Raw genomic sequence first — 21,822 nt, 5'->3', positions numbered from 1 at the left:
GATGACACTCGCTGAGTGGTAAGAACATTATCGCGGGGCAAGCCCGCTCCCACCGGAGCGCTGTAACTACTGTGGGAGCGGGCTTGCCCCGCGATTGTTCAAGCCAGTTCGCTACGCAATTGTCGAGCGGCGGCCACCATGTTCACCAGCGCCGCTTCCGTCTCCGGCCAGGCTCGGGTCTTGAGGCCGCAGTCAGGGTTGACCCACAAACGCTCGGCCGGGATCCGCTTGACCGCCTTGCTCATCAACTTGACCATTTCCGCAGTGTCCGGCACTCGCGGAGAGTGGATGTCATACACACCCGGGCCGATGTCGTTGGGGTAGTCGAAAGCTTCGAAGGCCTCCAGCAGCTCCATGTCCGAGCGCGAAGTCTCGATGGTGATGACGTCGGCATCCATGGCCGCGATGGCTTCGATCACGTCGTTGAACTCGCTGTAGCACATGTGCGTATGAATCTGGGTTTCATCACGTACGCCACTGGAGCACAGGCGGAAGGCCTCCACCGCCCAGTCCAGGTAAGCCTGCCATTGCGCCCGGCGCAGTGGCAGACCTTCGCGGAACGCCGCTTCGTCGATCTGCACGATCTTGATGCCGGCCGCTTCCAGGTCCTGTACTTCATCGCGAATGGCCAGGGCCAGTTGCTCGGCCTGGACCTTGCGCGACACGTCTTCACGGGGGAACGACCACATCAGCATGGTCACCGGGCCGGTCAGCATGCCTTTCATGACCTTGCTGGTCAGGCGCTGGGCATACTCGATCCAGGCCACGGTCATCGGCTGCGGACGGCTCAGGTCACCGTAAATGATTGCCGGTTTGACACACCGCGAACCGTAGCTCTGCACCCAGCCGAATCGGGTGAAGCTGTAGCCATCCAGTTGCTCGGCAAAGTACTCGACCATGTCGTTGCGCTCGGCCTCGCCGTGTACCAGCACGTCCAGGCCCAGACGCTCCTGCACTTGTACGGCGTGGCGGATCTCGCTGTGCATCGCCTCGGTGTAGTCGTTGGCCGATAGCTTGCCTTGCTTGTAAGCCTGACGTGCCAGACGGATCGCCGAGGTCTGCGGGAACGAGCCAATGGTCGTGGTCGGGAAAGCCGGCAACTGCAAGCGCTGGCGCTGGGCTTCGATGCGTTGGGCAAAAGCCGACTGGCGCTGGCTATCCGCGGCGGTAACCGCTGCCAGACGCGCCTGCACTTCAGGCTTGTGGATACGCGGCGACTGGCTGCGGCTGAGCTGTACAGCGCGGCTGTTGGCCAGCGCGTTCTGCACGCCAGGCAGGTGAGGTACCTCCAGGGCTTTGGCCAGCACGGCAATTTCTTCGCACTTCTGCACGGCGAACGCCAGCCAGCTTTTCAGTTCGGCATCGAGCTTGTCTTCCCGCGCCAGGTCCACCGGGCTGTGCAGCAACGAGCAGGAACCGGCAACCCAGAGATTGGCGCCGAAACGTTGTTTGGCTTGGTGCAACTGTTCCAGCGCCTGGTCCAGATCACAACGCCAGACGTTGCGGCCGTTGACCACACCAAGAGACAGCACTTTGTAAGTGGGTAGACGGTCGAGCACCGTCGGCAACTGCTCCGGTGCACGCACCAGATCAATATGCAGGCCGTCCACCGGCAGGCCGACGGCCAGGCCGAGGTTGTCTTCCAGGCCACTGAAGTAGGTTGCCACCAGCTTCTTCAACGGCGAGTACTGAAGGATGTGGTAGGCGCGCTCGAAAGCGTTCTTCCAGTCTTGTGGCAAATCCAGGCCGAGGATCGGCTCATCGATCTGCACCCACTCCACGCCCTGACGTGCCAGGCGGCTGAGGATTTCGCCGTAGACCGGCAGCAGACGTTCGAGCAGGTCGAGTTTGTCGAAATCACCGCCTTTGGCCTTGCCCAGCCACAGGTAGGTCAATGGCCCGATCAGTACCGGCTTGACCGCGTGGCCGAGGGCCTGTGCTTCGGCGACTTCGTCGAACAGCTGCTCCCAGCTGAGCAAAAAGCGCTGGTCGGCGCTGAACTCCGGCACCAGGTAATGATAGTTGGTGTCGAACCATTTGGTCAGTTCCTGGGCATACTGCGCCTGGCCGTGTTCGCCTCCGCAGCAGTGGGTGGTAGCGCCGCGGGCCATGGCAAACAAGGTGTCGAGAGTCGGCAAGCCATTGCTGCCCAGGGTCTTGGCGAAGCGCTCGGGAATCGCACCGAAGGCCAGCGAGTGGCTCAGGACCTGGTCGTACCAGGCAAAGTCACCGACCGGCAGCAACTCGATGCCGGCATCCTTTTGCAGTTGCCAGTGACGAGCACGCAATTCACGCCCCACCGCCTGCAGACCGGCCTGGTCGATATCGCCCTTCCAGTAGGCTTCTTGCGCTTTCTTCAGCTCGCGGTCGGCGCCAATGCGCGGAAAACCAAGGTTGTGGGCCAATGCCATGACAATCGTGCTCCCTGTAAAAGATGGCGCTATTGTCGACAGACAGGGCAACATGAGACAAACTCAATAAATTCGTGTTGATCTCAAAATTTACTCATGGAGCACCCGGTGCTGGAAATTCGCCACCTGAAAACCCTGCACGCCCTGCGCGAAGCCGACAGCCTGGTTGAAGCCGCCGAACGGCTGCACCTGACCCAGTCGGCCCTGTCTCACCAGTTCAAGGAACTGGAAGAACGCCTGGGGATGCAGCTGTTCATGCGCAAGACCAAGCCGATCCGCTTCACCAGCGCCGGCCTGCGTTTGCTGCAACTGGCCGATGCCACCCTGCCCTTGCTGCGCGGCGCCGAACGCGACATCGCGCGCCTGGCCGGCGGTACCGCCGGACGCCTGCACATGGCCATCGAATGCCACAGCTGCTTCCAGTGGCTGATGCCGACCATCGACCAGTTCCGCGACGCCTGGCCGGAAGTCGAGCTGGACCTGGCCTCAGGCTTCGCCTTTGCCCCACTGCCGGCCCTGGCGCGCGGTGACCTGGACCTGGTGGTGACCTCCGACCCGCTGGAACTGGCGGGCCTGACCTATGTACCGCTGTTCACCTACGAAGCCATGCTCGCGGTGGCCAACCAGCACCCGTTGGCCAGCAAGCCCTACATCGTGCCGGACGATATCGCTAGCGAGACGCTGATCACCTACCCGGTGGAACGGGATCGCCTGGATATCTTCACCCGTTTCCTCGAGCCCGCCGACGTGGAACCGGCACAGGTACGCACGGCGGAGCTGACGGTGATGATGATGCAGTTGGTGGCCAGCGGCCGCGGGGTTTGCGGCATGCCGCACTGGGCCCTGCATGAGTACAGTTCACGCGGTTATGTGAAAGGCAAACGTCTGGGCGAGAAAGGCCTGTTCGCCACGCTGTATGCGGCAGTGCGCACCGATATGCTCGATGCGCCGTACATGCGCGACTTCCTGCTGACCGCCAAGGACACGTCGTTCTCCACCCTTGACGGTGTCAGCGCAGTGCGCTGAGCCTCAGGCCAGTTTGCGCTGCTCCTGCACCAGCCGCAGCGCAAGACCGGCCAGGACGAAGCCCATCACATAACGCTGCACCATCAGCCACAGCGGGTAACGTACGAACCAGGCCGACAGCCCGGCGGCGAACAAGGCGATCAGCAGGTTCACCGAAAAGCTCACGGTGATCTGGGTCAGCCCCAGCATCAGGCTCTGGGCCAGCAGCGAGCCATGCTCCGGGGAGATGAACTGCGGCAGGATCGACAGGTAAAACATCGCTACCTTGGGATTCAGCACACTGGTCAGAAAGCCCATCATCACCAGTTTCGCCGGGGAGTCCGGACTCAACTCACGGGCTTCGAAAGGCGAACGCGCTCCGGGTTTGACTGCTTGCCAGGCCATCCACAGCAGGTACGCGGCGCCTGCCCACTTGAGCAGGTCATAGCCCAGCGGCACGGCCATGAACAAGGCGGTCAAACCCACTGCTGCGGCCGTCATGTGCACCAGAAAACCGGCGACCACGCCCACCAGCGAGGTGATCCCGGCCATGCGGCCCTGGCAGATCGAACGTGAAATCAGATAGATCATGTTGGGCCCCGGGGTCAGGACCATCAACAAAGCGGCACCGGTGAACAGCAACCATTCGTGAGCGGGGATCATTGGCATTCCTTTGCAAATGGAAGATCAGGCAGGCTGGCTAGTTAAACGCCGGTACAGGGGCAGAATCAAGTCCCGGGTCAGCGGCGCTAGCTCAAGTGTCAGTTGCTTGCGGGCCGAGACCCAGACCACCTCTTCGATCTCTGCGCCAGGCTCGACGGGCATCGACGTGTGCACCTGAAACAGCTCGGCCTGGACCTCATAACCCGGCTCGTTGGCTGCTGGGGCACTGAACTGGCCGAGGTAGTCGGCGTCTTGCGGATCGATCTGCAGGCCAAGCTCTTCGAACAGCTCACGGGCCAGGGCGCTGACCGGTTGCTCATCGGCCTCGATCTTGCCGCCAGGCTGCATGAAGGCCTGGGTGCCGCGTTTGCGTACCAGCAGGGTGCGGCCTTGCGGATCGAGCAGGAGCGCGGCGGCGATGCGGATGGTTTTGCTCATGGGAGACTCGTTGCTGAGAAAGCGCGCTAGGATCACATGTTGAGAATGGCCAGACAACCCGGTGGGAGCGGGCTTGCCCCGCGATGCGATTTGACTGACAACATGCAATCGCGGGGCAAGCCCGCTCCCACCGCCTGACGAATGTACCTTGCAAGCCGCTGCCGTTAGCCGCATAAACAGCCCATGAACCTACCTGCCCTGAACCACCCGGAACTGGCGGCATTCCACCCTGCGGTGCGTACCTGGTTCCAGCGCCGCTTCCCGACCGTGACCGCCGCTCAGGCGCAAGCCTGGCCGCTGATCCGCCGCGGCCAGTCGCTGCTGGTGGCGGCCCCCACAGGTTCAGGCAAGACCCTCACCGCCTTTCTGGCAATCCTCGATGAGCTGTTCGAACAGGGCCTGGCCAGCGGCCAATTGCCCGACCAGACCCAGGTGGTCTACGTCTCGCCCCTCAAGGCACTGTCCAACGATATCCAGATCAACCTGCAGGCACCGCTGGCGGGTATCAATGAAGCATTGGTTGAACAGGGCAGTGAGCCGCTGGCGATACGCACGGCAGTGCGCAGCGGCGATACCCCGCAGAAGGAACGCAACGCCATGCGCCGTCAGGCGCCGCATATTCTGGTGACCACGCCCGAATCACTGTATGTGCTGCTCGGCTCCGACTCCGGACGCCAGGGCCTGGCCAGTGTGCACACGGTGATCGTTGACGAGATCCATGCCCTGGCCGGCAACAAGCGCGGCAGCCACCTGACCCTCAGCCTTGAACGTTTGCAGGCCCTGTGTGGCCGACCGTTGCGCCGTATTGGCCTGTCGGCCACACAGCGCCCGGTCGAACGGGTGGCCGAGTTTCTGGTCGGCAAGGGCCGGGACTGTGCGATTGTCGACATCGGCCATGCCCGCACCCGCGACCTGGCCCTGGAAGTGCCGCCCGTGCCACTGGACGCGGTCATGGCTACCGATGTCTGGGGTCTGGTGTATGACCGTCTGGCCGTGCTGGCCCGCGAGCACCGCACCACCCTGATATTCGTCAATACCCGCCGTCTGGCCGAGCGCCTGACCCGGCACCTGAGCGAACGCCTGGGCGCGCAGGCTGTAGCCGCACATCATGGCAGCCTGGCCAAGGAGCACCGCCTGGATGCCGAGCAGCGCCTCAAGCGTGGCGAGCTACAGGTACTGGTGGCCACAGCTTCGCTGGAACTGGGGATCGATATCGGCGAAGTCGAATTGGTCTGCCAGATCGGCTCGCCTGGCTCCATCGCCGCCTTCCTGCAACGGGTCGGGCGTGCCGGGCATCAGGTCGAGGGCACGCCCAAAGGCCGCCTGTTTCCACTGTCTCGGGATGATCTGATCGAATGCACGGCGCTGCTCGACTGTGTGCGCCGTGGCGAGCTGGATCTGCTGCAGATTCCCCGGGCGCCACTGGATGTCCTGGCCCAGCAGATCGTTGCCGAAGTCAGCTGCCAACCCTGGCAGGAGCAGGCGCTGTACGACTGCCTGCGACAGGCCATGCCCTATGCCGAACTGGACCAGACGCATTACCAGGCCCTGCTGCGCATGCTCGCCGAAGGCTTCAATGGTCGCCAGGGTGTGCGTAGCGCCTACCTGCACCGCGATGCCGTCAATAGCAGCCTGCGCGGGCGCCGCGGTAGTCAGCTGACCGCGCTGACCAGCGGCGGCACCATCCCGGACAACGCCGACTATGCGGTGCTGCTTGAACCCCAGGGGTTGAACATCGGCAGCGTCAATGAAGATTTTGCCGTGGAGAGCATTGCCGGCGACATCTTTCAGCTGGGCAACACCGCTTACCGCATCCTGCGGGTGGAAAGCGGCAAGGTGCGCGTCGAGGATGCCAAAGGCTTGCCACCGAGCATCCCGTTCTGGCTGGGTGAGGCGCCGGGGCGCAGCGATGAACTGTCGTTCGCGGTCGCCCGCCTGCAAGGCGAGATCGACCGACGCCTGAGCGAATCTGCCGGTCAATTGCAGGACGCACTCAGCTGGCTGCAGGAAGAGGTCGGCCTTGACCCAGGCAGCGCTGAACAACTGCTCGACTATCTGGCCCGAACCCGCCAGGTACTGGGGGCCCTGCCCTCACAACAAACCCTGATCATGGAACGTTTCTTCGACGCCTCCGGCGGCACCCAGCTGATCATCCACAGCCCTTTTGGCAGCCGCATCAATCGCGCCTGGGGCCTGGCCTTGCGCAAGCGCTTTTGCCGCACCTTCAATTTCGAACTGCAGGCCGCCGCCAGCGAAGATGCCATTGTTCTGTCACTGTCCACCAGCCACAGCTTTGTGCTGGACGACGTGTGGCGCTATCTGTCGAGCAACAACGCTGAATCGGTACTGATCCAGGCCTTGCTCGATGCGCCGTTGTTCGGCGTGCGCTGGCGCTGGAATGCAGGTGTGGCGCTGGCCTTGCCGCGCTTTGTCGGCGGGCGCAAGGTGGCGCCGCAGATCCAGCGGATGAAAAGCGAAGACCTGATTGCCGCGGTGTTCCCCGACCAGATCGCCTGCCTGGAAAACATCGTCGGCGAACGGCAGATCCCGGATCACCCGCTGGTCGAGCAGACCCTCGACGACTGCCTGCACCAAGCCATGGACTGTGAAGGCTGGCTGGCCTTGCTGCGGCGCATCGAACAAGGGCAGATCAACCTGATCAGCCGTGACCTGCCGGCGCCATCACCGCTGGCCGCGGCGATTCTCAATGCCCGGCCCTATACCTTTCTCGATGATGCACCGCTGGAAGAACGACGTACCCAGGCGGTACAGCGTCGACGCTGGAGTGATGCGCAAAACAGCGATGACCTCGGCGCCCTGGATAGTGAGGCCATTCGCGCAGTGCAAGCCGAAGCCTGGCCAACGCCTGCGCGCGGCGATGAAATGCACGAGGCACTGATGAGCCTGGCCTGCATCAGCCAGGATGAAGTGACAGCCAACCCCGGCTGGCTGGCGTGGCTTGAGGAGCTACGGGCAGCAGGTCGGGCCTGCTGCCTGCAACTCGACGCAGACCAGTCCCTGTGGCTGGCCCGCGAGCGTCAGGTGCTCCTGCGCGCAATCTATCCCACTGCACAGATGACACCGGACCTTGCGGCGCTTGCCGGGTTCGACCAGCCGATCGAGCGCGAGGCCGCACTGGTGGAAGTGCTGCGCGCACGCCTGAGCGGTTTCGGTCCACTGACGCTGGAACAGATTGCCGGGCCTTTGCACTTGTCCGCTGGTGATCTCGAACAAGCCCTGGTACGGCTTGAGGCAGAAGGTTACGTGATGCGCGGCTACTTCTGTCCGGGTCAACAGAGCCTGCAATGGTGCGAGCGCCACCTGCTGGCGCGCATCCATCGCTACACGGTCAAACGCCTGCGGCGCGAGATCGAGCCGGTCAGCCTGCAGGATTTCATGCGTTTTCTGTTCGACTGGCAGCACCTCGCACCGGGCACTCACCTGCAAGGTCCGGCAGCGCTGAGCGAAGTGCTGGGCAAGTTCGAGGGCTATCCGGCAGCGGCCACCGCCTGGGAGAGCGATCTGCTGCCCAGCCGGATCAGCGACTACAGCCCGCGCTGGCTGGACGAGAGCTGTCGCGCCGGCAAACATGTGTGGGCACGCCTGGCCCCCGGCGCAGCCAGCACCACCCTGCGCAGCACACCGCTGGTGCTGCTGCCACGCGCGCAACTTAACCTGTGGCGTACATTCGGCCCGGCCCTGGACAGCAGCGAACTGAGCCTGCGCGCGCAACGGGTGCACACAGCGCTGAGCGAACACGGTGCATTGTTTTTCGATGAACTGCTCAGCGATGCCCACCTGCTCCCCACTGAACTGGAAAACGCCTTGCAGGAGCTGGTGGCCGCAGGCCTGGTCAGCGCCGACAGCTTCGCCGGCCTGCGTGCGCTGATCACCCCGGCGAGCAAGCGGCAGAACCGTAGCCATCGTCGTGGCCGCGGCGCCCTGTTCGGTGGCATGGACGATGCCGGGCGCTGGGCGCTGCTGCGAAAAACCCCGACAGCCGATAGCCGTGATGCCAGCCTGGAACACGTCGCCCGCACCCTGTTGCGCCGTTACGGTGTGATCTGCTGGCGGCTGCTGGAGCGCGAGGCCGACTGGCTGCCGAGCTGGCGCGAACTGCTGCGTTGCTACCATCGCCTGGAAGCCCGCGGCGAAATCCGTGGCGGGCGGTTCATCAACGGCCTGGCAGGTGAACAGTTCGCCCTGCCCGAAGCCGTGGCGCTGTTGCGCGAAGTTCGCAGGCGCCCCGTGGACGGCGGCCTGGTCGCCATCAGTGCCAGCGATCCGTTGAACCTGATCGGCACCCTGCTACCGGGCAACAAGGTGCCAGCGCTGAGCGGTAATCGGCTGCTGTTTCGGGATGGCCTGCCGGTCGCCACGCTGATTGCCGGCAACGTGCAGCTACTCCTTGAGGTGGAACTGGCTCAGCAAGGCGAACTGCGCGAGCGCCTGATACGCGAGCCAGGACGCCAGCGCTGACCACGCTTGCGCGAATGATTTTTACTCCGGCAGGCAAGGGGTAAACCTTCATGTTTGCAGGCTGGCGCTAGCGCGGCCAACCGGGCTAAGGTCGAAGTTTGTCCAGGCCCTGAGCCTGACCGTTTCATCGCAAGGAACCCGTATGAGCCTGTCACTACTCAGCCGCTACGCCTTTTTCGCCGCTTGTGTCCTGTTCACTTTGGTGAGCCTGCCTTTCCTGCACCATGAATGGCTCTGGCCGTTCACCCTGGGCACCGCCGTACTCAGCCTGATCGGCGTGTCCGATCTGCTGCAAAGCCGCCACGCGGTGCGGCGCAACTACCCGATCCTGGGTAACATCCGCTACCTGGTCGAAGGCATTCGTCCGGAAATCCGCCAATATCTGCTCGAAGCCGACAGCGATGCCCTGCCTTTCTCCCGTGCCCAGCGTTCGCTGGTTTACGCCCGGGCCAAGAACGAAGCGTCCGACAAACCCTTCGGCACCTTGATCGATGTCTACCAGTCCGGCTTCGAATTCATCGGCCATTCCATGCGCCCGGCGCCCTTGAGCGACCCGGCGAGTTTTCGGGTGATCGTGGGTGGCCCGCAATGTACCCAGCCCTACTCGGCTTCGGTGTTCAACATTTCGGCAATGAGCTTCGGCTCACTCAGCGCCAATGCCATCCGCGCCCTGAACCAGGGCGCCAAGCTGGGTAATTTCGCCCATGACACCGGCGAAGGCAGCATCAGCCCTTACCACCGCGAACACGGCGGCGACCTGACCTGGGAGCTGGGCAGCGGTTACTTCGGCTGTCGCACCGCAGACGGGCGCTTCGACCCCGAGCGCTTCGCCGAGCAGGCCCGCAGCCCGCAAGTGCGGATGATCGAGATCAAAATGAGCCAGGGCGCCAAACCCGGCCACGGCGGCATCCTGCCCAAGCACAAGGTAACCCGCGAGATCGCCGAGACCCGTGGGGTGATGATGGGCGAAGACTGCATTTCGCCTTCACGCCACAGCGCCTTTTCCACGCCGATCGAAATGATGCAGTTCATTGCCCAACTGCGTGAACTGTCCGGCGGCAAGCCGGTGGGTTTCAAGTTCTGCCTGGGGCATCCGTGGGAATTCATGGGGATTGCCAAGGCCATGCTGGAAACCGGAATCCTGCCGGACTTCATCGTCGTCGACGGCAAGGAAGGCGGTACCGGCGCAGCGCCGGTGGAGTTCACCGACCATATCGGCGTGCCGCTGCGAGAAGGCCTGCTGTTCGTGCATAACACCCTGGTCGGGCTGAATCTGCGCGACAAGATCAAACTGGGGGCCAGCGGCAAGATCGTCAGCGCCTTCGACATCGCCAGCGTGCTGGCCATCGGCGCCGACTGGGCCAACTCGGCACGTGGCTTCATGTTTGCCATCGGCTGCATCCAGTCGCAGAGCTGCCATACCAACAAATGCCCTACCGGCGTCGCCACCCAGGACGCCCTGCGCCAGCGTGCCCTGGTGGTGCCGGACAAAGCCCAGCGGGTCTTCAACTTCCACCACAGCACCCTCAAGGCCCTGGCCGAAATGCTCGCTGCGGCAGGTCTCGATCATCCTTCGCAACTGCAGGCCAAACATCTGGTACGCCGGGTCTCGGCCACCGAGATCAAGCTGTTCTCGCAGATGCATGTGTTCCTCAAGCCGGGCGAACTGCTCAACGGCGAAATCAGTGGCGAGTTCTATTCGCGGATGTGGCAGATGGCCCGGGCGGACAGCTTTGAACCCCAGGACCTGGCAGTCGCCTGAGGATCTGCGCGGTATTGAGACATCAAGTAATACGCAACTTTTGCAATTGCTTGCCAATACCGCCACCCTGCCCCCCGCCCGACGTGTGGCACAAGAGAACTCCTACGTCGGCCTGTCACTATTAAATCAACTGTTCAAGAGCCCGCTGCCATGTTTAACGGACGCGACCCGCGCATCGATTTCTTTCGGGGCCTGGCGCTGATCTTCATCTTCTGGGATCACATCCCGCACAACCCTCTGGGCCAGATCACCCTGCGCAACATCGGCTTCAGCGATGCTGCGGAGGTTTTCGTCTTTCTTGCCGGTTACGCGGCGGTACTGGCCTACGGCAAAGTCCTGCAACGCGATGGCTACCTGATTGCCTGTGTGAAGATTCTCAGACGTACCTGGGTGCTGTATGTGGTGCATATCTTCCTGCTGGCGATGCTGATGGGCATCGTCTTCTACGCCAACAGCCATGTGCAAACCCGCGACCTGGTCGAGGAAATGGGCCTGACGCATTTCATCACCAATCCCCAGCAAGCACTGACCGATGAACTGCTGTTGCGCTTCAAGCCCAACCTGATGGATCCGCTGCCGCTGTACATCGTGCTGTTGGCGGGACTGGCCATAATTCTGCCACTGTTGCTGCGTCATACCCTGGTGGTGGTCGGCGTATCGATGGCGGTGTACCTGATGGCGCCGAAACTAGGCTGGAATCTGGCGAATTTTTCCGACGGTGTCTGGTACTTCAACCCGGTCACCTGGCAGTTTCTGTTCGTACTCGGTGGCGCGGCGGCGATACACGGGCAGCGGCCACGTGCACCACAAACCCCGCCACTGCTTCGCCAACCGCTGTTTCTGGCGGCGGCCGTCTATTCGCTGCTGGCGGGGCTGATCACGGTGTCCTGGCGCTGGCCAGAGATTCACGATGCCCTGATGCCGGCAGCAATCAGCGAGCTGCTGTACCCCATCAGCAAGACCGACCTGTCACCGCCGCGCTTGCTGCACTTCCTGGCGCTGGCCTACGTTACCGCCAAACTGCTGCCTGGCAGCCGCTGGACGCAAAACTGGCTGGCCGGGCAAACCTGTCGCATGGGGCGCTTTTCGCTGGAAGTGTTCTGCTTGGGCGTATTGCTCGCGCCCTTGGCGGACATGGTCAATGCCCTGGCGGATGAGCACTGGTCAATGCAGGTGCTGACCGCGCTGGTGGGGGTGGGGTTGATGGCGCTACTGGCGGCCTGGCTTGATCTGAACAAGCGCTTGGGTCGGCCGGTGCAAATGACCACGGCCTGAAGAGGCCTCATCGCGGGGCAAGCCCGCTCCCACTGGTGGGAGCGGGCTTGCCCCGCGATGTTTCTACATCACGACGCGGAACGCGCCAGCTGTACGCTGTCAGCTTTAGGCGACAGCTTGAACACGTAATACAGCACCGTCAGCATCACCAGGAACGCCGGGCCGATGTACAGCGCCACGCGGGTCTCCTCGAAGTAAGCCATCAAGCCAACCACCAGGATCAGGAACGCCAGCGCCAGGTAGGAGCTCAGCGGCCACAGCCACATGCGGTATTTCAGTGCCGCACGTTCGGTTTCGCTCAGGCCGGCACGGAATTTCAGCTGCGCCAGCAGGATCATCACCCAGGTCCAGATCGCCCCGAAGGTGGCGATGGCGGTTACCCAGACGAAGACTTTCTCCGGCACCAGATAGTTGGCCAGTACGCCCAGCAGCAACGCGGCGATCGACAGCAGCAAGGCATTACGCGGTACGCCATTGCTCGAAGTACGGGCGAAGGTGGCTGGAGCCTGACCGTTCTGCGCCAGGCTGTAGAGCATGCGCCCGGTACTGAAGATACCGCCGTTGCACGACGACAGCGCCGCAGTGATCACCACGAAGTTGATGATACCGGCGGCAGTCTTGATACCCAGACGCTCGAAGGTCATCACGAACGGGCTGCCCTGGCTGCCGATCTCGTTCCACGGGTAGATCGACAGGATCACGAACAGAGCGCCGACATAGAACAGCAGGATGCGCCAGAACACCGAGCCGATGGCTTGGGGAATGGTCTTTTGCGGGTTGCGCGCTTCACCGGCGGTCAGGCCGATCATCTCTACGCCCAGGTAGGCGAACATCACCATCTGCAGCGACATCAACACCCCGGTCACGCCATTGGGCATGAAACCGCCGTTGCTCCACAGGTTGGAAATGCCCACTGCCACGCCGTCGTTGCCGAAGCCAAAGGCAATGACGCCGATGCCGCCGAGCACCATGGCAATAATGGTGACGATCTTGATCAGGGCAAACCAGAACTCGAACTCACCGAAGGCCTTGACCGCGATCAGGTTGATCGCCCCCATGCTGCCCAGCGCCGCCAGGGCCCAGATCCAGCGCGGTACGTCGGGGAACCAGATGCCCATGTAAATGGCCACCGCAGTGATTTCTGCGACGCAAGTCACCAGCCACAGGAACCAGTAGTTCCAGCCGGTCAGGAAGCCCGCCAGCGGGCCAAGGTAGTCTTGAGCGTAACGGCTGAAGGAGCCTGCGACCGGGTTGTGCACGGCCATTTCACCGAGGGCACGCATGATCACCAGGATCGCCAGGCCACCAATGATGTACGACAGCATGATTGCCGGGCCGGCCATTTCAATAGCCTTGGCCGAGCCCAGGAACAGGCCGACACCGATACAGGCGCCCAGCGCCATCAGGCGAATATGTCGCTCGCCGAGTTCTCGCTTGAGTGGGCCGCCCTGGGCGGTCTCACCATGAGAAGGATGGTTGCCGACTGGCATAGAAATACAACCTCATTTTGTTATTGGATATAGACCCTCCGTGCAGACCCGGTACCGCCGATAGGCTGAATACGCTGTCTTGCCGGGCACCACCTTGTGAGCAGTCCCGTCTACCGGCACGCAATAAACCGGCAAAGCGAAAGGGGCGAGCAGTATAGAAAGGCCCCTGTAGGGCATTTCACTATAAAGAGCAGGATATTTGGCGAGAACACTCGGCAAAAACCGCGTCCACGGAGGGCATTCCCCGTGTTTTCTCCAGGGTGATAAACAGGGCGGCTAACATAGCACCAAAACGGGGCATTACAACCTCCACCAAAGGCGCAGGTCGTACCCTTTTTAGGAACAGCCTTACAGGACTTACAAATTTTTCACCAAACCCGCTCACCGACTAAGCTTCAGGCAAGCGAGACGAAAATACGTAGCCGGGCTGAACACTATGGGCGCATTGTGGCAATCGGAACCAACGAGTAAGGAAACTCCCTCTGAATCCCTTGAAGAATCGCCTTTGCCAAAACGCCCTCGCCAGCGGCACCTGTGGTGGCGGCTGGTCTGGCTGGTGCTACTGCTCGCCCTGATTGCGCTGGGAATGGCCATCGCCAATGAATTGCACACCTCGCGCCTGCAGTCACGCGAGCTCAGTCAACTCGCTTCGACCCTGACCTACTCCCTGCAGCCGGGGCCCAGCGATGCAATCATTTATCCGGGTGACGGGCCCTTCGACAAGCGCCTGGGCTACAGCGCCCTGGGGGAGTTCCTACCACGCCTGCTCAAACGTGATTATGTAATCAGCGAGCAGGTGCACTTTTCCCCGGCGTTGATGGACTACACCGAGCACGGTTTTTTCGTGCCCTATAAAGAAAAGATCCAGACCGGGCTGTCGATCACCGACTGCAAGGGCGATGTGCTGTATCAGTACCACTACCCGCAGTACCTGTACCCGGACTTCGACGCCATCCCGCCGGTCATCGTCAACAGCCTGCTGTTCATCGAGAACCGCGACCTGCTCGACCCCAACGACCCCAACGCCAACCCCGCCGTGGACTGGCCCCGCTTTGCCAAGGCGGCCTACAGCCAGGTCGCCAAGTACCTGGCCCTGCCCGGCCAGTCCGCCGGTGGCAGCACCCTGGCCACCCAGCTGGAGAAATACCGCCACTCGCCTGACGGCCTGACCGTCTCCGGCAGCGAGAAAATCCGCCAGATGATTTCCGCCAGCGTGCGCGCCTATCAGGGTGGCCCGCAAACCCTAGAGGCACGCCAGCGTATCGTCCGTGACTACCTCAACAGCGTGCCACTGTCGGCGGTGCCCGGGCATGGGGAAGTGCATGGCATGGCCGAGGGCTTGCGGGTCTGGTACGGCGCCGACTTCGCCCAGGTCAACCAGGCCCTGGCTTCAACCGAGACCGACCCGGCAAGCATGGCCGCACGCGGTCTGGCCCTGCGTCAGGTACTGTCGCTGATGATTGCCCAGCGCCGTCCCTCACACTTTCTGTCCAAGGGCCGCAACGAGCTGGCCGAGCTGACCGACAGTCACATCCGGATTCTGGCCGCCGCCAATATCGTCGACCGGCCGCTGGCCGACGCCGCGCTGGCCAGCAAGGCAACCTACCGCGACTGGGTAGCACAACCGACCATCCAGCCGATCGTCACCAACAAGGGCATCAGCGTTGCCCGCAGCCGCCTGTCCCTGGCCCTGGCCCGGCCGCTGTACGACCTGGACCGCCTCGACCTGTCGGCCACCAGCACCTTGCAATCCGACCTGCAAGGCCAGGTCAGCCAGTACCTCAAAGACCTTGCCGATCCGGCCATCGCCGAGAAGCTCGGCCTGTTTGGCGAACGCCTGCTGACCCCGACCAGCACCACCCAGGTGCGCTACAGCTTTACCCTGCTTGAACGCACCGCCAACGGTTCGCGCGTGCGGGTGCAGACCGACAGTACCGACCAGCCGTTCGATATCAACGAGGGCAGCAAGCTGGAGCTGGGTTCCACTGCCAAGCTGCGGGTGCTGACCAGTTACCTGGAAATCATCGCCGAACTGCATGACAAGTACGCCAATACCCCCGCCGCCGACCTGAAAAAGGTCGAGGTCGCCGAACTGGACTTCATCACCCGCTGGGCCCTCGACTACCTGATCCAGAACAAGGACCGCAACATCACCGCGATGCTCGATGCCGCGCTCAATCGCAAGTATTCGGCCGGCCCCGGTGAAGCCTTCTTCACCGGCGGCGGCATGCATGTGTTCAATAACTTTCGCAAAGAAGACAACAACCGGATCCCCACGCTCAAAGACGCCCTGCGCGAGTCAATCAACCTGCCGTTTATCCGTTTGATGCGTGACCTGGTGCGCTACAGCACCTACCAGACGCCGGGCAGCAGCATCAGCTTGCTCAAGGACGATGCCGAGCCACGCCGCCAGGAGTATCTGGCGCGCTTTGCCGACAAAGAGGGCACCGACTACCTGCGCAGGTTCTGGAAAAAGTACCAGCGCAAAACCTCGCAACAGCGCCTGGACACCTTCCTCGACAGTCTGCGCATCACGCCGATCCGCCTGGCCGCCGTCCACCGCTACCTGTTCCCCGAAGCTGACCAGGCCACCTTCAACGCCTTCGTCCGTGCCCACGTGAAAAAGGATCTGCAGGACACCAAGCGCAAGCCCACCAAGCAAGACATCCTGACCGATGAGCGTCTGGATAACCTGTACTACGCCTACGGCCCCGGCAAGTTCGATCTGCCCGACCAGGGCTTTGTCGCCAAGGTTCACCCTCTGGACCTGTGGCTGCTGGGCTACTTGCTGAACAACCCCAATGCCAGCTTCCAGGAGGCGACGCAGGCCAGCCAGTTCGAGCGCCAGGAAGTCTACAGCTGGCTATTCAAGAGCCGGCACAAAGGCGCACGTGACAGCCGTATTCGTACCCTGGTGGAAATCGAAGCGTTCCTCGATATCCATCGGCGCTGGAAACGGGTCGGCTATCCCTTCGATCACCTGGTGCCCTCGCTGGCCACTGCCATCGGCAGCTCCGGCGACCGCCCGGCAGCCCTGGCCGAGCTGATCGGCATCATTCAGAACGATGGTATCCGCCTGCCGACCCTGCGCATCGATACCCTGCACTTTGCCGCCGATACCCCGTATGAAACGCGCCTGGCAGGTGATCCGGACCTCGGCCAGCGGGTGCTCTCGGTGGAAGTCGCCCGCGCCTTGCGCGGTGCCCTTTCGCAAGTGGTCGATGCCGGTACCGCACGGCGGGTGTCCGGCAGCTTCAAACTCAATGACGGCACGCCAATGGTCATGGGCGGCAAGACCGGCACTGGCGACAACCGGCTCGAAAGCTGGGGAGCCGGTGGCCGCCTGCTTGGCTCAAAAGCGATCAACCGCACGGCAACCTTTGTGTTTTTCCTTGGCGACAACCACTTCGGCACCCTCACCGCGTTCGTCCCCGGACGTGCCGCCGAATCGTTCAAGTTCACCTCGGCCCTGCCGGTGCAGGTACTCAAGGGCATGGCCCCGATCCTCACCCCGTACTTGCAACCCGGTAGCCACACCCTGTGCAAGGCCCCACAACCAGTAGCGCAGCAGTAGCCCTTTGCAGCAACGCCCAGGCAGCTGACACATGCCTGGGCGTTGCTTTGACAGCGATACCGTTCATCTCTCGCTCCTCCTGATGAGAAATATTCTCACTCTCACGCTTGCTTTAAGATATATCTTGAGTAGTATCTAAAGATACATCTAACGCAAACGGAGCCCTCCATGCGTGAACATCACCCCCACCGCGAACATGGCGAACGCCATGACGGATTCGAGCGCCGCCACGGCCGTGAGCGCGGCGACCGCGGACCACGGGTCTTTGCCCCTGGCGACCTGAGACTGCTGCTGCTGTCGATGCTGGCCGAGCAGCCCTGCCACGGCTATGACCTGATCCGCCAGATCGAAAGCCTGTTCGGCGGCAACTACAGCCCAAGCCCAGGTGTCATCTATCCGACCCTGACCTTCCTGGAAGAAAGCGAGCTGATCGTCGGCCAGGTGCATGGCAGCAAGAAGCTCTACAGCGTCACCGCTGCAGGCCTTGATTCGCTGGCCGAGCAAGCCATCGCCCTGGACGGCGTGCGCATGCGCATCGAAGTCAGTAAACGCTCGCTGTACGGACACGACCGGCCGCCAGAGATCCACGAAGCGGTGCACAACCTGCGCCATGCCCTGCAGATGCACAGTGGCCGCTGGAATCCGGAAGAAATCGAGCGGGTGCGCACCCTGCTCAACAACACCGCCAAAGCCATCGTCGCAGGGCCCACTGCGACCAGCACGGAGAAACCCGAATGAGTGCCAGCGAAAACACCGCAATTCATCGCGTCAATCATGAGATCAAACACCGCCGCCTGGATGTGCTGCGGGTCACCGAACTGACCCCGCGCATGCGCCGTATCACCTTGGGCGGAGCGCAACTGCAAGGCTTCACCAGTGTCGGCAGCGACGATCACGTCAAACTGATGTTCGCCTGTTCGGCAGAAGAACAGGCGGCGCTGGACAACCTCGACTTCAGTCGCGACGGCCTGCGCCCGACCATGCGCGAATACACCCCACGGCGTATCGATCTGGTAGCCGGTGAGCTGGATATCGATTTCGTCCTGCACGGCGACGGCCCTGCGTCGACCTGGGCAGCCCAGGCGGAGGTCGGCCAGGTGCTCAACATTGCCGGCCCACGCAGCTCGATGGTGGTGCCGGACATCTTCGACAGCTATTTGCTGATCGGCGATGAAACCGCGATCCCGGCCATTGCCCGGCGCCTGGAAGAACTGCCGGCCACGCGCAAGGTGTTGGCGGTTATCGAGATCGAAAACGCCGAAGAACAACAGCCTCTGGCGAGCCAGGCACAGGTGCAAGTGATCTGGGTCCAGCGGCACCAGCAGGATCTGCTGGAGGTGGTGAAGGATCTGACCCTGCCTGAAGGTCAGCTTTACGCGTGGGTTGCCCTGGAAAAAGCCCTGACCCGCAAGACCAAGCGCCTGTTGATCGACGAAAAAGGCGTCAACGAAAACCTGATCAAGGCCGCCGCCTACTGGCGCCTCGACCCGCACGACGACGAATAACCGGCACCATCAGGGTTGCGTCCTGGCCTTGGCCAGGCGCCCGCCCTGCCAATGATCCAGGCCCAGTATCAGCAGGCCGATGGCAATGAAGCCGAACAGAATCGCCAAGGCATTGAGCAGCACCTGCCCATAGCCAAGGCTTGCGACATCGATGAACGGATAGGGATAGACCCCTATCGACTCTCCGCGCAGCAGCGCATAAGCAAAATACCCCGCCGGATACAGCAACCAGGCCAACAGATGCCTGAGCCGCAGGCTGCCTTTCTCCACGCAGCACCACCAATAGCCGACGAACAGCAACGGCATGACATCGTGCAGCAGCTCATCGGCCAGCCACTGCCAGCCCTGCGGTTGCCACAGATGGCGCAACAACAGGCTATAGGCCAGACCGACCAGGGCAATACTGACGGCAATACCCGAACTGACTGCCGGACCGAGAAACCAGCGCCGCGCCGCAGACTCGCGGCCGAATGCCGCCTGGCTGAGCACCACGGCGACCAGGGTATTGCTCAGCACGGTGAAATAGCTGAAGAAGTTCACCAGGCCGCCGATCAGGCTGGCCTGCTCCTGCCAACGCACCCACAGCACCAGGTACAGCTGGATCGCCAGTGCGCTCCAACCCAGGCAGGCGGCCAGGCCGATCACGACCTCGCGCCGGACCATGAGGTCAGCGGCCGCGCTGCAGCTTCAGGTACAGACGCTCGACTTTCTCTCGGGCCCAGGGGGTGCGGCGCAGGAAAGTCAGGCTCGACTTGATGCTCGGATCGCTCTTGAAGCAGCGGATATCGATGCGCTCGGCCAGCCCTTGCCATTGGTAGTGCTCTACCAGTGCGGTGAGGATCTGCTCCAGGGTCACGCCATGCAGCGGATTGGGGTTGGCGGTGGTCATGCCTGTGCTCCAGCGAATCAAAGGTGCGCACCTTAGCCCAGGGGTGGGCTGGCTACAAACATTCTAGCGCAGCTGTGTGGGAGATTTGTGGGAGCGGGCTTGCCCCGCGATTGCATGTAGTCAGTCACATCGAATCGCGGGGCAAGCCCGCTCCCACCGCTATCGGAACACCCACTCACAATGGTAATGTTATATTGTATCAAAATCATTAGCCTACCAAGGAACCCCGCAGCCCATGCGTCGCTTGCCCCTTCGACTCTCCCCTTTCACTGCCGCCCTTTGGCTCGCATCACCCCTGAGCCAGGCCGTGGAGTTGCAGCCCCAGGTCATCACCGCCAACCCGCTGGGCAACAGCGAACTGGCCGCGCCCACCACCGTACTCGAAGGTGACGCGCTGGCCCTGCAACAAAAAGGCAGTCTCGGCCAAACCCTGAACAACCAGCCCGGCGTCGCCTCGACCTGGTTCGGTCCCGGCGCCAGCCGTCCGGTGATTCGTGGTCTGGACGGCGATCGCATTCGCATTCTGCGCAATGGCGTCGGCGCTCTGGACGCCTCATCGTTGTCCTACGATCACGCCGTACCGCTGGACCCGGCCACCGTAGATCGCATCGAAATCGTCCGCGGCCCGGCCGCCCTGCTCTACGGTGGCAACGCCATTGGTGGCGTGGTCAACAGCTTCGACAACCGCATCCCCACCGATCCCGTCGACGGCATTCATGGCGCTGGCGAATTGCGCTACGGCGGTGCCGACACCACACGTAGCAGCGCCGGCAAGCTGGAAGCCGGCGATGGCCGCTTTGCCTTGCATCTGGACGCCAACAGCCGGCAATTCAACGACCTGCGCATCCCCGGCTACGCCCGCAGCTCCAAGGTCCGCGACGCCGATGAACCGGGCAGCAAGCATCGCCTGGAAAACAGCGACGGCCGCCAGGATGGCGGTGCTGTCGGCGGTTCCTATCATTGGGATCACGGCTACACCGGCCTGTCCTACAGCCGCTACGACTCGAACTATGGCTCAGTGGCCGAACCCGGCGTGCGCCTGGACATGCAACAGGATCACTACGGTTTCGCCTCCGAGCTGCGCGACCTCGATGGTCCCTTCAGCGCACTGAAGTTCGACGTCGGCTACACCGATTACCAGCATCGTGAAATGGAAGGCGGCGAAGTGCACACCACCTTCAAGAACAAGGGTTACGAAGCACGGGTCGAAGCACGGCATCAGCCCTGGGGGCCGGTGGAAGGCGTGATCGGCGCGCAGGTCAGCCGCAACGAGTTTTCCGCCCTCGGTGAGGAGGCCTTCGTCCCGCAAAGCGATACCAATAGCCTGGCGCTGTTCATGCTCGAACAATGGCAAGCCAGCGAGCGCCTCAACCTGAGCCTGGGTGGACGCCTGGAACACACCCGCATCGACCCCGACAGCCAGGGCAGCGAGCGATTCGCCCAGGCCGACAGTGCCAGCAGTTTCACTGCCGCCAGCCTGTCATCCGGTGCGGTCTATACGCTGACGCCGATCTGGTCGCTGGTCACGACCCTGGGTTATACCGAACGCGCACCGACCTTCTACGAGCTGTATGCCAATGGCGCCCACGTTGCCACCGGCACGTTTGAAGTCGGCGATCCGAACCTGAGCAAAGAAAAAGCGATTTCCAGCGACCTGGCCCTGCGCTTCGACAACGGCGTGCACAAAGGCAGTGTCGGGGTGTTCTACAGCCACTTCCGCAACTACATCGGCCTGCTGGCCAGCGGCAATATGCGCGAAGGCCATGACCACGGTCATGACCATGGCGATGAAGACCACGACCATGATCACGATCATGACCACGCCGGTGACGTGCCCGAGTACCTGTACAAAGGTGTGCGGGCGCGCTTCTACGGCTTCGAGGCCCAGGATCGCTGGCAGCTGGCGCAAAACCACTTGGGCAGCTTTGCCCTGGAACTGTCCGGCGACTACACCCGGGCCAAGAACCTGGACAGCGGCGAAGACCTGCCACGCATTGCTCCGCTGCGCCTGAACAGCGGCCTGCTGTGGGAACGGGAGCGCTGGCAGGCCCGAGTTGATGTGCAGCACGCCAGCGCCCAGCATCGCAAACCGGACAATGAAACCAGTACCGATGGCTATACCACCCTGGGCGCCAGCCTTGGCTATCGCTTTGATATCGGTCAGAGCCAGTGGTTGGCCTTTGTGCGCGCAGAGAACCTCACCGACCAGACCGTGCGCTATGCCAGCTCCATCCTGCGTGATATCGCGCCGGCGCCGGGGCGCAGTGTCGAGGTAGGCCTGCGTACATCCTTCTGATAAACGAAAGCTGTCGGTGGGAGCGGGCTTGCCCC

Annotated in this window: 14 protein-coding genes; 8 read left to right on the top strand and 6 right to left on the bottom strand. The window is 62.5% G+C overall.

Annotated elements, in window-relative coordinates:
• Positions 1-98: 98 nt before the first annotated feature.
• A complete protein-coding gene (gene metE / locus PSAKL28_RS05715; RefSeq protein ID WP_038607723.1) occupies positions 99-2,411 on the bottom strand; it encodes a 5-methyltetrahydropteroyltriglutamate--homocysteine S-methyltransferase in 2,313 nt (770 codons plus the stop codon).
• 108 nt (positions 2,412-2,519) lie between these two features.
• Between metE and metR the strand changes: the two genes are divergently transcribed.
• Positions 2,520-3,437, top strand: a complete 918-nt coding sequence (metR, locus tag PSAKL28_RS05710) for a transcriptional regulator MetR (RefSeq protein WP_038607721.1) — start codon at positions 2,520-2,522, stop codon at positions 3,435-3,437.
• A gap of 3 nt (positions 3,438-3,440) precedes the next feature.
• Here the strand turns inward: metR and PSAKL28_RS05705 are convergent, their stop codons facing one another.
• Complete coding sequence (locus PSAKL28_RS05705; protein ID WP_038607719.1) at positions 3,441-4,079, bottom strand: LysE family translocator; 639 nt, start codon at positions 4,077-4,079, stop codon at positions 3,441-3,443.
• A 24-nt stretch (positions 4,080-4,103) separates the two neighbouring features.
• A complete protein-coding gene (locus PSAKL28_RS05700; RefSeq protein ID WP_038607717.1) occupies positions 4,104-4,517 on the bottom strand; it encodes an NUDIX hydrolase in 414 nt (137 codons plus the stop codon).
• 183 nt (positions 4,518-4,700) lie between these two features.
• On the opposite strand from PSAKL28_RS05700, the gene PSAKL28_RS05695 reads away from it, so the two are divergent.
• The 3 genes from PSAKL28_RS05695 (at position 4,701) to PSAKL28_RS05685 (ending at position 12,033) form a co-directional block, all read left to right on the top strand.
• Positions 4,701-8,996: a DEAD/DEAH box helicase gene (locus tag PSAKL28_RS05695; RefSeq protein ID WP_038607714.1), complete on the top strand. Its 4,296-nt coding sequence runs from the start codon at positions 4,701-4,703 to the stop codon at positions 8,994-8,996.
• A gap of 142 nt (positions 8,997-9,138) precedes the next feature.
• Complete coding sequence (locus PSAKL28_RS05690) at positions 9,139-10,758, top strand: FMN-binding glutamate synthase family protein (RefSeq protein ID WP_038607712.1); 1,620 nt, start codon at positions 9,139-9,141, stop codon at positions 10,756-10,758.
• Between the two features lie 150 nt (positions 10,759-10,908).
• Positions 10,909-12,033, top strand: a complete 1,125-nt coding sequence (locus tag PSAKL28_RS05685) for an OpgC family protein (protein WP_038607710.1) — start codon at positions 10,909-10,911, stop codon at positions 12,031-12,033.
• 68 nt (positions 12,034-12,101) lie between these two features.
• On the opposite strand, the gene PSAKL28_RS05680 is transcribed toward PSAKL28_RS05685, so the two are convergent.
• The gene (locus tag PSAKL28_RS05680; RefSeq protein WP_038607708.1) at positions 12,102-13,523 is read right to left on the bottom strand and encodes an amino acid permease; all 1,422 of its coding nucleotides are present in this window, start codon (positions 13,521-13,523) and stop codon (positions 12,102-12,104) included.
• 436 nt (positions 13,524-13,959) lie between these two features.
• On the opposite strand from PSAKL28_RS05680, the gene PSAKL28_RS05675 reads away from it, so the two are divergent.
• The 3 genes from PSAKL28_RS05675 (at position 13,960) to PSAKL28_RS05665 (ending at position 18,602) form a co-directional block, all read left to right on the top strand.
• Entirely contained in the window at positions 13,960-17,097 is a 3,138-nt protein-coding gene (locus tag PSAKL28_RS05675; protein WP_038607705.1) for a transglycosylase domain-containing protein, read from the top strand.
• 168 nt (positions 17,098-17,265) lie between these two features.
• Complete coding sequence (locus PSAKL28_RS05670; protein ID WP_038607702.1) at positions 17,266-17,835, top strand: PadR family transcriptional regulator; 570 nt, start codon at positions 17,266-17,268, stop codon at positions 17,833-17,835.
• Complete coding sequence (locus tag PSAKL28_RS05665) at positions 17,832-18,602, top strand: siderophore-interacting protein (protein WP_038607700.1); 771 nt, start codon at positions 17,832-17,834, stop codon at positions 18,600-18,602. The genes PSAKL28_RS05670 and PSAKL28_RS05665 overlap by 4 nt, the downstream gene beginning before the upstream one ends.
• A 9-nt stretch (positions 18,603-18,611) precedes the next feature.
• Here PSAKL28_RS05665 and PSAKL28_RS05660 read toward each other — a convergent pair whose 3' ends face one another.
• Both PSAKL28_RS05660 and PSAKL28_RS05655 read right to left on the bottom strand, forming a co-directional pair.
• On the bottom strand, positions 18,612-19,265 hold the full coding sequence (locus PSAKL28_RS05660; RefSeq protein ID WP_038607697.1) for a Pr6Pr family membrane protein: 654 nt from the start codon (positions 19,263-19,265) through the stop codon (positions 18,612-18,614).
• 4 nt (positions 19,266-19,269) lie between these two features.
• Entirely contained in the window at positions 19,270-19,491 is a 222-nt protein-coding gene (locus PSAKL28_RS05655) for a VF530 family protein (protein WP_038607694.1), read from the bottom strand.
• Positions 19,492-19,726: 235 nt separating this feature from the next.
• Here PSAKL28_RS05655 and PSAKL28_RS05650 point away from each other — a divergent pair, with 235 nt between their 5' ends.
• On the top strand, positions 19,727-21,787 hold the full coding sequence (locus PSAKL28_RS05650; RefSeq protein ID WP_038607691.1) for a TonB-dependent receptor: 2,061 nt from the start codon (positions 19,727-19,729) through the stop codon (positions 21,785-21,787).
• Positions 21,788-21,822 lie beyond the last annotated feature (35 nt).

The organism is Pseudomonas alkylphenolica, from assembly GCF_000746525.1.
Taxonomy (GTDB): Bacteria; Pseudomonadota; Gammaproteobacteria; order Pseudomonadales; family Pseudomonadaceae; genus Aquipseudomonas; species Aquipseudomonas alkylphenolica.
This window is presented reverse-complemented; position numbering and strand designations above follow the sequence as displayed.

Bases quoted from the DNA above. Each gene is read 5' to 3' on its own strand.
- PSAKL28_RS05675 (WP_038607705.1), top strand. From the start codon at position 13,960: ATGGGCGCATTGTGGCAATCGGAACCAACGAGTAAGGAAACTCCCTCT.
- PSAKL28_RS05690 (WP_038607712.1), top strand. From the start codon at position 9,139: ATGAGCCTGTCACTACTCAGCCGCTACGCCTTTTTCGCCGCTTGTGTC.
- PSAKL28_RS05660 (WP_038607697.1), bottom strand. From the start codon at position 19,265: ATGGTCCGGCGCGAGGTCGTGATCGGCCTGGCCGCCTGCCTGGGTTGG.
- PSAKL28_RS05695 (WP_038607714.1), top strand. From the start codon at position 4,701: ATGAACCTACCTGCCCTGAACCACCCGGAACTGGCGGCATTCCACCCT.
- PSAKL28_RS05650 (WP_038607691.1), top strand. From the start codon at position 19,727: ATGCGTCGCTTGCCCCTTCGACTCTCCCCTTTCACTGCCGCCCTTTGG.
- metE (WP_038607723.1), bottom strand. From the start codon at position 2,411: ATGGCATTGGCCCACAACCTTGGTTTTCCGCGCATTGGCGCCGACCGC.
- PSAKL28_RS05700 (WP_038607717.1), bottom strand. From the start codon at position 4,517: ATGAGCAAAACCATCCGCATCGCCGCCGCGCTCCTGCTCGATCCGCAA.
- PSAKL28_RS05655 (WP_038607694.1), bottom strand. From the start codon at position 19,491: ATGACCACCGCCAACCCCAATCCGCTGCATGGCGTGACCCTGGAGCAG.
- PSAKL28_RS05670 (WP_038607702.1), top strand. From the start codon at position 17,266: ATGCGTGAACATCACCCCCACCGCGAACATGGCGAACGCCATGACGGA.
- PSAKL28_RS05705 (WP_038607719.1), bottom strand. From the start codon at position 4,079: ATGATCCCCGCTCACGAATGGTTGCTGTTCACCGGTGCCGCTTTGTTG.
- PSAKL28_RS05665 (WP_038607700.1), top strand. From the start codon at position 17,832: ATGAGTGCCAGCGAAAACACCGCAATTCATCGCGTCAATCATGAGATC.
- PSAKL28_RS05685 (WP_038607710.1), top strand. From the start codon at position 10,909: ATGTTTAACGGACGCGACCCGCGCATCGATTTCTTTCGGGGCCTGGCG.
- PSAKL28_RS05680 (WP_038607708.1), bottom strand. From the start codon at position 13,523: ATGCCAGTCGGCAACCATCCTTCTCATGGTGAGACCGCCCAGGGCGGC.